Genomic DNA, 15,292 nt, shown 5'->3' with positions numbered 1-15,292 from the left:
TATTTTTATTTGCTTGAAAGCATGTGTTTTATTTCTTCATAATCCTCTTCATATTCCCAATAAACAATTCTATCATAAGCATAAGAGGTTAATATAAATTTCTCGCTTATCGATAGTACTCTATCTATTTTAATAAGTTTTTTGGCCCAAGATTCTACCTGCACAGATTCTAGAATCTCCTGGTTATTTTCATCAAATCCATGAAGAATTTGATGATTCTTGACGGTCACTTCTATAAATTCTTTTTTTGACATTTGGAATAAAATATTATTTGAATACTTTAGAGAACAATTATAAACCATGCAATGTCCATATCAAACTTCCGAACAGTTTCTTTCTGTATATTTTGTTTGAGCCTTACGGCTTTTTGTCATGGACAAGACTCCACCAAGACACTGAAAAGTGAGCGTTACTTTTATAAAGGAAAGCTTTTTAAGGCCGATTATTATAATGAAAATGGTCAGCGGACTTTGTCTTGGGAAAACGATGTTGGCGTGTATAGACATGCCTCCAATCATTTAACTTTTAATAGTTACGATGACCCAAATATTGACAGACTTTCAACTCGCTATTATGTAAAAGTCAAAGATGAAAAAACTGTTAAATTTCTAAAAGAATCTGGTAAACCAGATGGAATAATTCTTGCTACTAAAACAGATTCAATTATCGATAGAGAATACACCGAAAAGTACTTATTCCAAGTGGCTAAGAACCATAAAAAATACTTTATCAATGAACTCTCTAAACCGTATTTTGTTTCGAAATTCGATAAGTTTGATATAAGGCCTTGTAAAGAAATCATAGATTCCACCCAAACTAGGCGAATTTATAGAACCGATTACGAGGGAGATACTAAACACTTTGAAGACTATACATACGATACCCTTGGAAACTTTATTCGAGGTTCTAGTGAAATATTCTATACAGGCAACAAAGCTGTAACTGAATATATCGCCAAAGAAAATTCAATGTTGACGATTTTTAAAACCTTCCAATTACTACCAACAGAGAACAAATTGGTAAGCCAGCAAGAAAACATTACTTTTTACGACGACAAAAAGCAGCATATCAAACGAGAATTCTATCGCATTAATATCAAAACGAAAAAAAAACTAGATGAAAGAATTGAATATAAATATTTTGGAGACAAGCTAGAAAAGCAAACGATAACCAGAGGCAGAAAAAAATACGTGGTGGAGATTAGTAGGGCTTATTGGTAGTAAAATACGATTTAAAACTCTTCATTTTAGTCAATTGGTATTTCCTAAAAGTCTATTAATAAATTCATTATTTCACTTTCAACTTCTTTCATTAAAGGCTCTCCAATTACACCTGCTTTCCTCAGAATAATACTCTTTTCTGCAGTAAATAATTTATTTACCCTGATAAAGGAGTCCTGGGGTAAAGAGCCTCCAATAAAATCTTCATTCTTTAAGGATATGGTAAAAGGTTCATTTTTATTCTTACTAGTAATTTGGCAAAGAATAATGTCCGTACCTCCCCAATCGGCTAAAACTAAGGCAGGTCTTAATTTAGAATTACTTAAGTCAGAAAAGGGAAACCTTACTACTACAACATTGCCTGCTATAAATTTTTCCATGCTTGGTCTTCTTCTGTTGAAAGCCAATCTTTAGCCAATGATTGTTCAGAGGCCAAACTAATTCCTAACTCATCCCGATTAGAACCAATCCTCTCTAATAGTTCTATTTTATCCTTAGAAGGTAACTTTTCAATTACTTCAATAATTTCTTCCAAAGTGTAAGTCGCTAATTTGCCTAATACCTTTCCCATACTTTAAATTTAAGTCAACTTTAGAACGAAATTAACCCAATTTTGATTCAATTGAAATATAAGCAGGAAGAAATCTACTCCATAACATCACTCCAAAGCCATTTTAAAGACATGGGTAAAATAGCCCCTCCATGGTCTGATGTATGCCCACCTGTGCCCCATTCGGTCTTTACTTCATAGTCTTTATACTTTAAGGCTGACTCCATTTGTAGGTTTGCTAAATACCAATTCCCGTAAATATTGTTTAAATCTGAGCTGCCATCTTGCATAAATATTTTGATATCTTTTCTAGCATTTCGTCTTATTATACCTGGGTACCTGTCTCCTCCTCTTATATTGGTAAAGCTTCCATAATGGCTCAGCACTTTGTGAAAAACGTCTGGTCTTTGCCAAGCCGCTGTCCAGGCACAAATAGCTCCTGAACTTAATCCACAGATTGCATGCTTTTTTCTATCATCTGAAATATTGAGGGTTTTCTTTAGTTCAGGAATCAACTCGTTCACTAGCATTGAAACATATCGGTCGTCCATTTCATCGTATTCATTTGCTCTATTAGAACTTCTAAACCTATTCTCTGGCAAATTTTCTGAATTATGACCAGGCGTAATAAATAAACCAATAGTCACAGGCATTTCTTTTTTATTAATCAGATTGTCAAAAACGGTAGGAACACGCCAACCGCCCTCCTCATCCACATAAGAATGACCGTCCTGAAAAACCATTAGAGCCGCTGGTTTGCTAGCCTTATACTGAGCGGGCACATAAACATAATACTCACGATAATTATCATAAGAAGGGCTATGCCAGGTGTACTTTGTCACTTTTCCTTCAGGTACACCATTTTGTTTCTGAGAGTCAGCCCCTAATTGATATTGAGCTGAAAGACCAAAAGGAATAAGGACAATGAGAATTAAGATATATTTCATAGAGGGTGATTATTACTGAATTCAAGTTATAAAAAAATCGCCCTGAAAAATTCCAGAGCGATAAAAAAAAGGGTTATTTAAGGATTAAACTTTATCAGGATGCGGATGTCTATAACCTTTCCTGTAAGGCCTTTGAAGAAGTGCTGTGGCTTCTTTATCGTCTACTACTATTCTTTTTTTAGGGTCATAGACCAATGGCCTGCCACCCAACTCCATAGAAATATTTGCCAAAATACAAGCCGCAGTAGAAATATGCCCTTGCTCTATATCAGCTACTGGTCTACCTCCGCTTTCTATAGCATCTAAGAAGTTTCGCATGTGTGCTCTATTGGCGTTAGCCGCATGAATCTCAATTTTCTCTTCTTTCAAATCTTCAGGGTAGGTTTTACCATCTATCTTAGGCTCACCATGAATAGGTTCGCCATCGCCCACCGGGGTAAAATCGTACATTTTAGTGCTGCACTTTAAAGTACCTTTGTCGCCATAGAAAATATAAGACCATGGATATTCTAGGTCTGCAGCTTGTCCCCACGTTCTATGTTGCCAAACCACATTAAGCTCGTCATATTCAAAAACCGCCGACTGGGTATCTGAGATATTTGATTTAGCGTCTTTCTGGACAAAAATACCACCTTGAGAACTAATCTTTTTGGGCCAGCCTAAACCCAAAGTCCATCGGGCGGCGTCTAACATGTGTACACACATATCGCCCATTATGCCATTTCCATACTCATTAAAAGCCCTCCACCATCTAATGTGCGGCGAACCATCGTAAGGTCTGAATGGAGCAGGGCCTGTCCACTTTTCATAATCTAAATGAGCAGGAACTTCCTGTAACGGTGGATTAGAACCATTACGCATATGAAAATAACAGCATACCTCCACATGGGAGATTTTACCCAAAAGTCCTTTGTCTACTATTTGCTCTTTGGCTTCAACTAAAAAAGGTGTACTTCTTCGTTGTGTACCTACCTGCACTACCCTATTATACTTTCTAGCAGCCGCCAAAATAGCTTCGCCTTCAATCACATCAACCGAAATTGGCTTTTGCAGATAAACATGTGCACCAGCCTTAATAGTATCAATAGCTTGTAAAGCATGCCAGTGGTCAGGAGAGCCAATAAGCACTACATCCAGTTTTTGCTCTTTAAGCATTTTTCTATAATCACTGTAAAGCTTTGGCCTTTTGCCTGATTTTTGTCTTTGGCTTACTCGTGTAGCGGCTTTATCTAATTGCTCTGAATCCACATCACATAAGGAAACCACTTCCACATCTGCTACCTGAATTAAATGGAGCAAATCCGAAGTACCGTACCATCCTGTTCCTATTAGGGCTACATTATATTTTGGTGCAGATTTTTTAGAGCTCATAGCTTTAGCACCAGTAGCCGAAATAGCCAAAGAGGCTGCAGCAGTGCCTTTTAAAAATTTTCTTCTATTCAGGTTGAAGTCTTTCATTGGTATAATTAATTAGGGTATTTGAATATCAAGTTATAAATTTTTCCAGTTCAAATAGCATTAAAAGACGTTAAGGTATGATTCAAAAGAGGAAACACCCGTTTTTGCCTAGCAAACACTTTTAAACAAAAAAACGCCAAACCCTAAAGGATTTGACGTCTATCAATAAAAATAAATTCATTCTAAACTCTGGCCGGATGAGGGTGCACATAAGGGGCTCTATATTCTCTCATCAGCAGCTGCGTAGCCTCTGCATCACCTACTACTTGCCTAGTTTTAGGGTCATAAACCAATGGTCTTCCTAACTCACAAGACAGGTTAGCCAAAATACAAGAAGCGGTAGAAATATGTCCTTGCTCAATATCCGCCACTGGCTTGGTATTGTTTTCTATTGCAGCCAAAAAGTCTAACATATGGGCTCTCATGGCTGGTGCCGCATTAAGTTCAATGCTGTCTTCTGTCAAATCTTCTGGATAATTAACCCTGTCAATAGCTACATCCACATGAATAGGCTCCCCCTCTCCTATTGGTGTAAAATCATACATATGCGTACTGGCTTCCAGCGTGCCTTTATCACCATATATTTTATAAGACCATGGGTACTTTGGGTCGGCAGGTTTACCCCAGGTTCTGTGCTGCCAAACAATATTTAATTCGTCATATTCAAAAACAGCCGACTGCGTATCAGAGATATTTGATTTGGCTTCTTTGTCAATATAAATGCCACCTTGAGAACTTATCCTTTTGGGCCACCCTAAATCCATAGTCCACCTAACAGCATCTAACATATGCACACACATATCTCCTACCACACCATTACCGTATTCCATAAATGCTCTCCACCATCTTCTATGAGGTAAGCCATCATACGGTCTTAGTGGAGCAGGTCCTGTCCACATTTCATAGTCAAGGTTTGAGGGTATAGGCTGTAAATCAGGATTACTCCCGTTTCTCATACCATAGTAACAGCATATTTCTGCATGTGATATTTTACCCAGAAGACCTTTTTCTACTATATCTTCTTTGGCTTGCTTTAAAAATGGTGTGCTACGTCTTTGTGTACCCACTTGTACCACTTTATTATATTTTCTGGCCGCAGCCACCATGGCTTCGCCCTCTATGACATCTACACTGATGGGTTTTTGAACAAAAACATGAGCACCTGCTTTAATGGCGTCAATGCATTGCAAAGCATGCCAATGGTCGGGCGAACCTATAAGAACTATATCAAACTTGTTTTCTTTCAACATTTGATGGTAGTCTCCATAACCCTTTGGCTTTTTTCCTGTTTTTAGTCTTTTACTAACTAAGTCAATAGCCTCTGCCAGCATTTTTGTATCCACATCACAAAGTGCTACTACATCTACATTAGCCACTTGAATTAGCCTGAACAAGTCTGATTTTCCGTACCAGCCAGAACCTATCAAACCTACTTTGTATTGTTTTTTAGTGTCGAGCGTATTTGCAAATCCTTTGCCTGAAAGTGTGCTCAAAGCCAGCGTAGCTGCAGAGCCTTTGATGAAGTCTCTTCTATCAAGATTGTTTATGTCCATATCTATTTCTTAGGGTTTATCTATTTCAATATTACATTAAAACTCGCATTCTTTTTATTCAAAGAAGAGGAAAACACCCTTTTAGCATAGAAAAAGCCCCAATGCTGAAACATTGAGGCTAAAGTTCTTTTTGAGAATAGTTTTTAAAAGAAGTGTCTGAAAGATTCCATTCCTTGGATTAAACAGTTTCTTCGCTGTCCTTGCCGGACGGGCCTTACTTTTTGTTTGGGCAAAAACTAAGGAAAAACCAGCTATCAAAATAAACTTACACCATCAAAAGAAGTATCTGAAAGATTCCATTTCTTTGGAATAACTTCCTGAAAGGTTTTCACCATTTGACAACTTAAGGTCAACTTCCAACTCTATTCGCGGGTACTTCCCTTTGTAGGCCACCTTTCCTGAAACGACCTCTACATCTGTAAGTTTGCCGTCAAGAGCCATAATTTCTATCACCACATTAGAGTCTCCAGGGGTAAATTCAGACGAAACATCATAAGTCCCGTTTTCAAACCCTTTAGACACCATGTAGTTTTTCAGCACCATCACAATCTGCTCCTTTGAATTAATGGTAGCGTCGTTTAGATTAACATCGGACAAATAAATATCTGTCCTAAACAAATCATCATCAATGCTAATAAGCTCCTCTAAGCCACCAAAATTCAATTCTATTTTGGTATTGGAGTAAGACAGCTCATTCTCTTTGAGAATAACGTCTTTATTCGATTTGAAGTAAGCAAAGGAAGATAATCCAATGACTAAAGAAAGACCAAGAACTTGGCCATTAAATAATTTTCTATTCATATTTCACTCGTTTGTTTCCTGACGGATACATCTGAGCAAAAACCTAGCCATCTGTTATTTAGAATATCGCTGCCCTATGATACTCGTTTAATCAAAGCCATATAGAAACCATCAAAACCCGTTTGGGCCGGTGATATTCTAGTTTCTTTTTCTAACTCAAAATCTGAAGTATTGGCTAAGAAACGAGCTACTTGGTCTTCGTTTTCTGATTTCAGCATGCTACAGGTAGCATAAACTAGCTTCCCTCCTACTTTTGTCATTTCAGCATAGTTTCTCAAAATGCTCTCTTGCACTTCTTTGATTTCCTCCAGAAAATCCTCTTTCAGCTTCCATTTGGCATCTGGGTTTCTTTTTAAAACACCTAAACCAGAGCAAGGCACATCTAGTAAAACGCGGTCTGCAGACTTTGCTCTTTTCTTTATATTATCAGTTTTGATAACTTCTGTTCTTATAATATTTATCTTATTTCTGAAAGCCCTTTTTTCTAGCTCTTGAAGCTTAGGTGCTTTAATATCCATTGATATCAAATCGCCTTTATTTTGCATCAAAGTAGCCATATGAAGGCTCTTTCCACCTGCTCCTGCACAGGCATCTATCACTTTCATACCAGGCAACACTTCCAGATAATCAGAAATAAGCTGACTACCCGCATCTTGAATCTCAAAATGCCCTTTATTGTAAGGCTTTAAGGCTTTTAAGTTTCTTCTTTTTAAAAGTCTAAGAGCAGTTGATATTCCTTCTACTTCTTCTAGCTCTACACCCTCTTTTTTAAGGCTTGCTAGAAGCTCCTTTTTGTTAGTTACTAAAGTGTTTACTCTCAAATAAACATTGGTAGGCTCATTTAAGGCTGCCAACTCTTTTTCCCATTCTTCTACTTCAGCTTCTCCTAATTCATCAATCCAGTCTGGTATTGACTCTCTAATTTTTCTTATTTCTATGGCTTCTTTTTTCTTAGCAAGAATGGTTTCTGGCTTTAATGCAGAAAACTCTTCCCAGTCTGGTAAATCAAGCCCACTTAGTACAAACCAAGTACCTAGCATTTCCCAGAAAAGACTTTCTTCTTTAATGACTCTTTGGTCTATTTCTGAACAAAATTTCAGTAAACGCCACCATCTAATAACCTCGTAGGTGTTTTCAGCCACGAAACGTCTGTCTCTTGCCCCCCATTTCTTATTCTCTTTTAAAGACAGTTCCACCACTTTATCTGCCTTTTGGTTTTGATTAAAAATGGTCATCAAATTTTGAACGACTCCTTCTACTAGAGGACGGTGAATTCTTTGCATATAATAATTACTAAGCTTAAAAAACACAAAGGTACGTATGCTAGCAGACAATACTGGTTAACTAACCCCGCTTTAGCAAAAAATAGTTTATTTTTGTCCAAACCCCTTAAATAAGATATGATTTCGAAAAAGGCAAAATATGCCCTAAAAGCCCTTAAACACCTAGGAACAAAATTTGAGGTTAAGAAACCAACACTTATCTCTGAAATTGCCGAGGCTGAAAACATTCCAAAAAAGTTTTTGGAAGCTATTCTCTTAGAACTTAGAAATAATGGACTCTTACAAAGTCAAAAAGGAAAAGGCGGTGGCTACCTATTAAGAATTCCTCCTTCTGAAATAACATTTGCCAAAGTCTTGAGAATTATTGACGGCCCTATAGCTCCATTACTATGTGTTTCGCTTAATTTTTATGGGCAATGCGAAGACTGTACCACCGAAGAAGAATGTAAACTACGTCCTATTTTGGGAAAAGTAAGAGACGCTAACTTGGCGGTATATGAAAAAACTACCCTTGCCGACTTAATTGGTTAAGACAAAGAAATAGTATGATGCTCCACAAACACTTTATAATAGATGTTCTATTCAAATTGGCAAAGCATGTTCCTTAAAACGCCTAAAAGAGCTAATTTTTGGTAAATGATATGCAATAAATAAAATAAAACCATTTATATTCATAAAGAACCGCTTGACTAATAAGCAGATTGAAGGTTTTGAAACCTTGTATAAAAATGGTAATCTTGAACACGTTAAACCAAAAAAAAACTAATGAATCAATCTTTACGACCAACTTTTCTCACTGTCTTATGTATACTGACGTTTATTGGTAGTGGTTCTTCCATTTTCAGTTCGTTTTCGAATTATCAAAATGCAGAAGTAGCTGTTGGTGTAGGTAATGAAGCCTTAGAGCAAGTGATGGACAATATTGAAGATGAATTAGACTCTGAAGAAGAGGCCAATATTTTTCAAAAAATTATGGGCTCTGTAACAGACGGACTTACAGTTGAAAATGTAAAAAATATAGCTCTAGCCAATGGAATTTCAGCTATTCTTACGCTTATAGGAGCTATTCTTATGTGGGGTTTAGATAAGAAAGGTTTCTGGCTTTACATATTTGGAACCATAGTAGCTATAGTAGCACCAATCATGATTTATGAAGGAATGATGGGAGCCATGGCTGGCGGTGGAGCCGCATTTATCGGAATACTGTTCTGTGTACTTTATGGTGTGAATGTTAAACATTTAAGATAAAAAAATAGCTCATGAAAAACGTAGATATTATTAGCAAATCGAGAGACCTCTTGGATGGCAAATGGTTGCCAGCAATAGGGCTAGTTATTATTTTTTCACTTTTAACCAGCTTGCCTAATAGGCTAGATGATAACCTTTCTTTTCTTAGTATAGTAATTGGCGGTCCACTTAATTTAGGTCTAGCCATGTTTTTTCAAAAGGTAGTTCGTGGTCAAAATTCGGGGATTGAAAACCTTTTTGATGGATTCAGAAACTACCTACAATCTACCGTTGCCTTCATATTAACCCTGGTGGTGGTTGCTATCGGCTTCCTTCTTCTCATAATCCCTGGTATAATAATGGCTATGGGACTTTCGCAAACTTTCTTCATCATGGCAGACGATGATAACATTTCTGGTATAGATGCCATGAAAAAAAGCTGGGAGATGATGGATGGTTTCAAAATGAAATATTTCTTATTATCCTTAATTCATATAGGAATGGCCCTTCTTGGAATTTTAGCTTTAGTGGTGGGTATTTTTTATGCATTACCCATTATTTATAATTCCATGGCTCTATTTTACGACAAGCTCAAGATGAAAGAATTGTAAGCTCTTCAAAAAATGCTCTCTTTTAAGAGGGCATTTTTTATATACATAGTATTCTTATTTTTGCCAAATGAGCTTAGCACACGTTAGCATTTTAATAGCGGCAAGAAACGAGGAGATGAATCTTCCTGGTCTGCTACGCTCTATTTCTGAGCTTAGTTATGATAAAGATAAGCTAGAGGTCATTTTTGGAAATGATGCTTCCACGGATAATACAGCTGAGATACTTGAAGAATTTGCAAGTCAAAATTCTTTTACAAAGGTTATTCACTTAGAACCTAAAAAAGAGAGTGAACAGCTAAAAGGTAAAGCAAGAGTGCTAGAAAAACTAGCTAAGCACGCCACAGGTCAATACTACTTCTTTACAGATGCGGACATATCCTTACCTCCTGATTGGATACAGGGAATTTTAAAACACTTCACATCACAGGTTGGCGTAGTAGTAGGTTTGACTACCTTAAACCAAAACAGCATTTGGTCGGCTTTTCAGGGCATGGAGTGGCTCTCAGCATTGCACATCATGCATGTGCTCTCTAAAAAAAAGATAGCCTCTACTGGCATGGGGAATAACATGGCAGTAAGCAAAGAAGCCTATTGGGCTGTAGGTGGCTATGATAAAATTGGCTTTTCTATTGTTGAGGATTTTGCTTTGTATAAAGCCATTTTAGATGCTGACTTTGCTTTTAAACAGGCTTTCACAAAAGATGTACTTGCTTACACCAAACCGCCAGAACGCTTCTTTGAGCAAAGAAAAAGATGGCTAAAGGGAGGCTTTGAAAGCGGCAGTTCTTTGATACTCACTGCCATGATTCAGATTATATTGTTTCCCTTAGTACTCCTTCTACTTTTTCTTAAAATTCAGTTTGCTCTCTATCTTATCCTTTACCTTTTGCTATTCCATTTTTTTCAAATCTGGTACATTGAGAAGAAGTTAAATTTGAAAGGATATTTGAAATACGTTCCGCTATTTGCATTATATATGCCCATTTCATGGTTTTTACAGTTTGTGGTATTTCTTAGGCCTTCAAAAACCATTTGGAAAGGAAGAGATTACTAAATTGCACTTTTTAGAGAATATATGATTTTAGATTACCTTCCAGAGATTAATAATTTTGGTGAAAAATTAGTTCGCCTTTACGACTTTGATAGCAAGCAAGCTTTAGAATTTGCTAAGGTTTTGAAGAAAGTAATTATTGATGACCTCCAAGTGCTTGACTTGGCTACGCTTCCTTTTATTGATAGAAAAAACTGTAATCTTTTATTAAGACTTTCTTATGAGGACGAGGGTATCAGAACTAACAATGAACAAACGTTCTATTGTGACTTGACACTTGATAGCTACGTGAAAATGCTTGCTTTAATACATCCATTCTGTACCAAAGAAACACGTTCGCATCAATATCTTTATGATATTGACACGCCCATAGATTTCCTATTTTCACCAATGGGAACTTGGGAAATGGAAATTTAAAAGACTGCAATAAGATTAGCCAACTTTTAGCCAACCAGTCACACTCATTCTATTCTTGTGATTGATTAAAACCTCATGGTCAATCTCGTCACTCTTGAAGAAAACACATCTGCCATTTAGCGGTGAAATGGATTGCGGGCTACCTGTGTGATAAACACAAAGTTCTCCCCCATCCCCTTCTTGCCAGTCGTCGTTTAAATACATAATCATGGAATATGCCCTTGAATTATTTCCATTAAACTGGTCAAAGTGACGCTTGTAAAAGCTGCCTTTTTCATATAAAGCATAATGAAATTCATAAGAGGTTATTCCTGCATAACAGGTTTCATTTAAATACTTTACAAAAGCATCCATGAAATCAAAGAAGCTGTTTTCATGCTCGTTATTATGATTTCTGTCTAACCAGTAAATCATATCACTTCTGATTTCTTTATTTAATTGTAGATTTTGGAGGCTGCCAATGCCTGCGGCCTTCATATGCCTTTCAGCATAGAGCGATAACAAATTATTCTTAAGATTGTCTGATAAGACTGTACTCAAGAAATTTTCAAAAAGCCCAACTTTATTAACCATAAAGCTGTCGATAAGCCCCTCAAAGGATGTTTCCAAATAAAATGATATTGAACCCTACTCGGCATAAAACCGAAAGTGGGGCAAGTTATATCTTTTTATTTCAATTATATTTAGGGCCAGAAGCAATTATTTTCTTTGCTTAAAAAATCAATATTCAACCAATTCAAAAATGAAAACTAATTTTAAGGCATTATGCCTACTTACGTCAATCTTTTTGCTGTTTTCTTGTCAAGGAGAACAAACTAATTCTTTAAAAGCTGACGTCATTATTTATGGTGGAACATCTGCCGCTCTTTCATCTGCCGTACAAGTAGTTAAAATGGGTAAAACTGCTATTATAGTATCTCCCGACAAACATTTAGGAGGAATGACCTCTTCCGGCCTAGGTTTTACAGACACCGGAAACAAAGAAATCATTGGTGGCTTAGCCAGAGATTTTTATCAACGTGTTTATAATTATTACCAAAAACCAGAAACTTGGAAACATCAAAATAAAGAAGATTATGGAAATGTGGGACAAGGAACACCCGCGATAGATGGTGCCAATAAAACCATGTGGATTTTTGAACCCAGTATAGCAGAAAAAGTTTTTGAAGATTATGTTAAAGATTATGACTTAAAAGTGTACCGAGACCAATGGCTAGATGCCGTAAACATGGAAGATGGTAAAATAAAATCTATTACCACCTTAGATGGTCAAACCTATGAAGGTAAAATGTTTATTGATGTAACTTATGAGGGAGACCTTATGGCAGCGGCAGGAGTAAGTTATACAGTAGGTAGAGAGGCAAACAGTCAATATAACGAAACATGGAATGGTATTCAGGTAGGCGTCCTTCATCATGGGCACCATTTTGGCGATAGAAAAATAAGTCCTTACAAAATAGCGAACGACCCTACAAGTGGCTTGTTACCAAGAATTTCTGCTGAAAACCCAGGTATACGAGGCGAAGCCGACAATAAACTTCAAGCATACTGTTTTAGAATGTGCTTAACACAAGATGAGAACAACCGTGTTCCATTTACAAAGCCAGCTGGCTACGATTCCACCCAATATGAGCTTCTGCTCCGTGTTTTTGATTCTGGATGGAGAGAGACCTTTGATAAGTATGACCCTATTCCAAATCATAAAACTGATGTTAATAATCATGGGCCCTTCAGTACTGATAATATTGGTATGAATTACGACTACCCTGAAGCCTCATATGAAAGAAGAGAAGAGATTATCAAAGAACATGAAACTTATCAGAAAGGGTTACTTTATTTCATAGCTAACGACCCAAGAGTACCAGAAGATGTTCAAACAGAAATGGCTAAATGGGGCTACGCCAAAGATGAATTTGCAGATAATGGAAACTGGCCATATCAAATCTATGTACGTGAAGCAAGAAGAATGGTAGGCGACTATGTAATGACTGAAAACGAAATTCAAGGAAAGAAAGCGGTTGACAGGTCTATAGGAATGGGCTCTTACACCATGGATTCGCACAACATTCAAAGATATGTAACCGAAGATGGTTATGTTCAAAACGAAGGGGATATAGGAGTTCATCCAGAAAAGCCATACCGTATTGACTTAGGCAGTATACTTCCTAAAAATGGCGAATGCTCTAACCTACTGGTACCTGTAGCTGTATCAAGCTCTCATATAGCTTTCGGCTCTATAAGAATGGAACCAGTTTTCATGATTTTAGGACAAAGTGCAGCTACTTTAGCAGGTTTAGCATTAGACAAAGGTGTTGATCTAAAAGAAATTTCCTACGGAAGCCTTAAAGCTGAATTAGAGAAAGAGGGTCAGATTTTAGAGTATTCTGGAGAACATTAAAACCGAAACATAAAAATCTAGCCTAGTATTAGCCCAAGGCGTTTTACATCTTGGGCTAATAAAAATATTTATAGTATTATTGTTAGGTCGGAATACTTCAGCCATCTATTTTAACCTCTTAAATTCATCTTTTGTCAAAATTCTCGGCATACCAAATCTTAAAAAGGAGAAAAACGTTTATCGCTTACTTTTTTGCCGCTACCTGTGGCGTGGTGGTGCAATATGTGGTGGGTACCATTATTTGTATTCGTTATTTAGGTCTACCCTTTAATTCTGGCGTTTCTTGGGGGTATTTAGCAGCCATACCCGTTGGCTTTTTCCTTTCAAAAAACATGGCCTTTGGTGCCAAAGAATCTGGCAATACTAAAATTGAAATTTTAAAATACTTAGTCACACTAGTTTTCTCTTATATCATTACCGTAAAAGGTGCTGAATTTACCTTATGGAGTTTAACAGAGGTGTTTGGAGAACTAACAGCTCATATTCCCTTTACCGAAACTGAATTTAGCCCTATTGGTACTTTTAGCCATTTTGCGGGCATGGGTTTTAGTTTTATATTTAATTACCTAGCTCATAAGAAGTTCACCTTCGCGTAAGGCTTTTTAATTGTATCATTTTTTTCCTAACTTGTTTTTAGAATCAAAGTATTCTCAAATCTGACCGAAAATGGTACTGTAGAAAGCACGCTACATCGCTCTAATTAAAAAAGTCAAAGCGTTCTCGTTTTGACCATTACCAATTTTAACATACTTAACAAGAATGAGGAATATAGTTTACTATGTGGCCATGTCTTTGGACGGCTACATCTCAGGTTTAAATGATGACATTAGCCAATTTAAAGCCGAGGGGAATGGTGTCAGCCAATACCTTGAAGACCTAAATAATTATGACACTGTCATAATGGGGAGAAAAACCTATGAATTTGGCTATAAATACGGTTTAAAACCAGGTCAAAAAGCATATCAACACATGAAGCATGTGATTTTTTCAGAAACCTTACAGTTTGAAAACACTGCTAGAGGAGTAGAAATATCTCAAAGAGACATTATCAAAGTAAAAGAACTTAAAAAGGAAGAAGGGACAGCTATTTACTTATGTGGAGGAGGCACTTTTGCCAATTGGCTACTAGAGCATAAATTGATTGACCAAATTAAAATAAAACTAAACCCTTTTTTAATAGGTGAAGGCACCAGACTTTTTGGAGAATCTAAGAAACAAGTCTCTCTAGAATTGATAGAATCCAAGCTGTATGAGCATGGCCTTCAAATAATGACTTATAACATCAGCTATTAGGGCATAAAAAAAGCTCCTGCAAATGCAGGAGCTTTTCTGTGATTACACACGATATATATTAATATCTACTGTTGAAACCACCACCACGGTTTCCACCGCCACGGCTGTCTCTGCTTTCTCTTGGTTCAGCTTTCTTCACTACGATAGTACGACCGTCCATTTCGGTGTCGTTCAACGCGTTGATAGCGTTTTGAGCTTCGTCGTCGTTAGGCATTTCCACAAAACCGAATCCTTTCGAACGGCCAGTGAACTTGTCCATGATAATCTTAGCTGAATCTACAGCACCGAATTCAGCAAAAGAGCTTTCTAAGTCAGCCTCTTGAGTATCGTAGTTTAATTTTGCTACAAAAATGTTCATAAAAAAATATTAAAAAAATTAAAAAATTGGTCTCGCTTAATCAGTGTTGATTAACGAGCCGAATACAAATGTAGAACTAATTATCTCATTATTAGTTCAGAATCATAAAGGTAATTTAAAGAAAT

Annotated in this window: 19 protein-coding genes; 9 read left to right on the top strand and 10 right to left on the bottom strand. The window is 36.8% G+C overall.

Annotated elements, in window-relative coordinates; all coding sequences use genetic code 11:
• Positions 1-5: 5 nt before the first annotated feature.
• Positions 6-254 (bottom strand): hypothetical protein, encoded by a 249-nt coding sequence (locus tag AADJ06_RS02765; protein WP_341224869.1) that lies wholly within the window; start codon positions 252-254, stop codon positions 6-8.
• Positions 255-305: 51 nt separating this feature from the next.
• Between AADJ06_RS02765 and AADJ06_RS02760 the strand changes: the two genes are divergently transcribed.
• Positions 306-1,220 carry a hypothetical protein gene (locus AADJ06_RS02760; protein ID WP_341224868.1) on the top strand — a complete coding sequence of 305 codons (915 nt, stop codon included), beginning with the start codon at positions 306-308 and terminating at the stop codon, positions 1,218-1,220.
• A 44-nt stretch (positions 1,221-1,264) separates the two neighbouring features.
• On the opposite strand, the gene AADJ06_RS02755 is transcribed toward AADJ06_RS02760, so the two are convergent.
• The 7 genes from AADJ06_RS02755 to AADJ06_RS02725 all read right to left on the bottom strand — a co-directional run bounded on the left by AADJ06_RS02755 (position 1,265) and on the right by AADJ06_RS02725 (position 7,812).
• Positions 1,265-1,600 carry a type II toxin-antitoxin system PemK/MazF family toxin gene (locus AADJ06_RS02755; protein WP_341224867.1) on the bottom strand — a complete coding sequence of 112 codons (336 nt, stop codon included), beginning with the start codon at positions 1,598-1,600 and terminating at the stop codon, positions 1,265-1,267.
• Positions 1,585-1,791 carry a hypothetical protein gene (locus AADJ06_RS02750; protein WP_341224866.1) on the bottom strand — a complete coding sequence of 69 codons (207 nt, stop codon included), beginning with the start codon at positions 1,789-1,791 and terminating at the stop codon, positions 1,585-1,587. Before AADJ06_RS02750 ends, AADJ06_RS02755 begins: the two co-directional genes overlap by 16 nt.
• 74 nt (positions 1,792-1,865) lie before the next feature.
• Positions 1,866-2,717, bottom strand: coding sequence for an alpha/beta hydrolase-fold protein (locus AADJ06_RS02745; RefSeq protein ID WP_341224865.1), 852 nt, complete (start codon positions 2,715-2,717; stop codon positions 1,866-1,868).
• Positions 2,718-2,801: 84 nt separating this feature from the next.
• Positions 2,802-4,175, bottom strand: coding sequence for a Gfo/Idh/MocA family oxidoreductase (locus AADJ06_RS02740; protein ID WP_341224864.1), 1,374 nt, complete (start codon positions 4,173-4,175; stop codon positions 2,802-2,804).
• A gap of 182 nt (positions 4,176-4,357) precedes the next feature.
• Positions 4,358-5,728 carry a Gfo/Idh/MocA family oxidoreductase gene (locus tag AADJ06_RS02735; RefSeq protein ID WP_341224863.1) on the bottom strand — a complete coding sequence of 457 codons (1,371 nt, stop codon included), beginning with the start codon at positions 5,726-5,728 and terminating at the stop codon, positions 4,358-4,360.
• 273 nt (positions 5,729-6,001) lie between these two features.
• Positions 6,002-6,529 (bottom strand): hypothetical protein, encoded by a 528-nt coding sequence (locus AADJ06_RS02730; protein ID WP_341224862.1) that lies wholly within the window; start codon positions 6,527-6,529, stop codon positions 6,002-6,004.
• 74 nt (positions 6,530-6,603) lie between these two features.
• Positions 6,604-7,812: an RsmB/NOP family class I SAM-dependent RNA methyltransferase gene (locus AADJ06_RS02725; protein WP_341224861.1), complete on the bottom strand. Its 1,209-nt coding sequence runs from the start codon at positions 7,810-7,812 to the stop codon at positions 6,604-6,606.
• A 117-nt stretch (positions 7,813-7,929) separates the two neighbouring features.
• Here AADJ06_RS02725 and AADJ06_RS02720 point away from each other — a divergent pair, with 117 nt between their 5' ends.
• The 5 genes from AADJ06_RS02720 to AADJ06_RS02700 all read left to right on the top strand — a co-directional run bounded on the left by AADJ06_RS02720 (position 7,930) and on the right by AADJ06_RS02700 (position 11,118).
• Complete coding sequence (locus AADJ06_RS02720) at positions 7,930-8,343, top strand: Rrf2 family transcriptional regulator (RefSeq protein WP_341224860.1); 414 nt, start codon at positions 7,930-7,932, stop codon at positions 8,341-8,343.
• Between the two features lie 234 nt (positions 8,344-8,577).
• Positions 8,578-9,060, top strand: coding sequence for a hypothetical protein (locus tag AADJ06_RS02715; protein WP_341224859.1), 483 nt, complete (start codon positions 8,578-8,580; stop codon positions 9,058-9,060).
• 11 nt (positions 9,061-9,071) lie between these two features.
• The gene (locus AADJ06_RS02710; protein ID WP_341224858.1) at positions 9,072-9,650 is read left to right on the top strand and encodes a DUF975 family protein; all 579 of its coding nucleotides are present in this window, start codon (positions 9,072-9,074) and stop codon (positions 9,648-9,650) included.
• 67 nt (positions 9,651-9,717) lie between these two features.
• A complete protein-coding gene (locus AADJ06_RS02705; protein ID WP_341224857.1) occupies positions 9,718-10,704 on the top strand; it encodes a glycosyltransferase in 987 nt (328 codons plus the stop codon).
• A gap of 21 nt (positions 10,705-10,725) precedes the next feature.
• Positions 10,726-11,118 carry a hypothetical protein gene (locus AADJ06_RS02700; RefSeq protein WP_341224856.1) on the top strand — a complete coding sequence of 131 codons (393 nt, stop codon included), beginning with the start codon at positions 10,726-10,728 and terminating at the stop codon, positions 11,116-11,118.
• A 15-nt stretch (positions 11,119-11,133) separates the two neighbouring features.
• Here AADJ06_RS02700 and AADJ06_RS02695 read toward each other — a convergent pair whose 3' ends face one another.
• Positions 11,134-11,727, bottom strand: a complete 594-nt coding sequence (locus AADJ06_RS02695) for a 2OG-Fe(II) oxygenase (RefSeq protein WP_341224855.1) — start codon at positions 11,725-11,727, stop codon at positions 11,134-11,136.
• Between the two features lie 133 nt (positions 11,728-11,860).
• Between AADJ06_RS02695 and AADJ06_RS02690 the strand changes: the two genes are divergently transcribed.
• The 3 genes from AADJ06_RS02690 to AADJ06_RS02680 all read left to right on the top strand — a co-directional run bounded on the left by AADJ06_RS02690 (position 11,861) and on the right by AADJ06_RS02680 (position 14,809).
• On the top strand, positions 11,861-13,516 hold the full coding sequence (locus tag AADJ06_RS02690) for an FAD-dependent oxidoreductase (RefSeq protein ID WP_341224854.1): 1,656 nt from the start codon (positions 11,861-11,863) through the stop codon (positions 13,514-13,516).
• A gap of 131 nt (positions 13,517-13,647) precedes the next feature.
• On the top strand, positions 13,648-14,112 hold the full coding sequence (locus tag AADJ06_RS02685) for a GtrA family protein (protein ID WP_341224853.1): 465 nt from the start codon (positions 13,648-13,650) through the stop codon (positions 14,110-14,112).
• Positions 14,113-14,275: 163 nt separating this feature from the next.
• Positions 14,276-14,809 (top strand): dihydrofolate reductase family protein, encoded by a 534-nt coding sequence (locus AADJ06_RS02680; RefSeq protein WP_341224852.1) that lies wholly within the window; start codon positions 14,276-14,278, stop codon positions 14,807-14,809.
• Positions 14,810-14,867: 58 nt separating this feature from the next.
• Here AADJ06_RS02680 and AADJ06_RS02675 read toward each other — a convergent pair whose 3' ends face one another.
• Positions 14,868-15,167 (bottom strand): RNA-binding protein, encoded by a 300-nt coding sequence (locus tag AADJ06_RS02675; protein WP_111370490.1) that lies wholly within the window; start codon positions 15,165-15,167, stop codon positions 14,868-14,870.
• Between the last annotated feature and the right edge of the window lie 125 nt (positions 15,168-15,292).

Source organism: uncultured Arcticibacterium sp., from assembly GCF_964021845.1.
Classification (GTDB): Bacteria; Bacteroidota; Bacteroidia; order Cytophagales; family Spirosomataceae; genus Arcticibacterium.
This window is presented reverse-complemented; position numbering and strand designations above follow the sequence as displayed.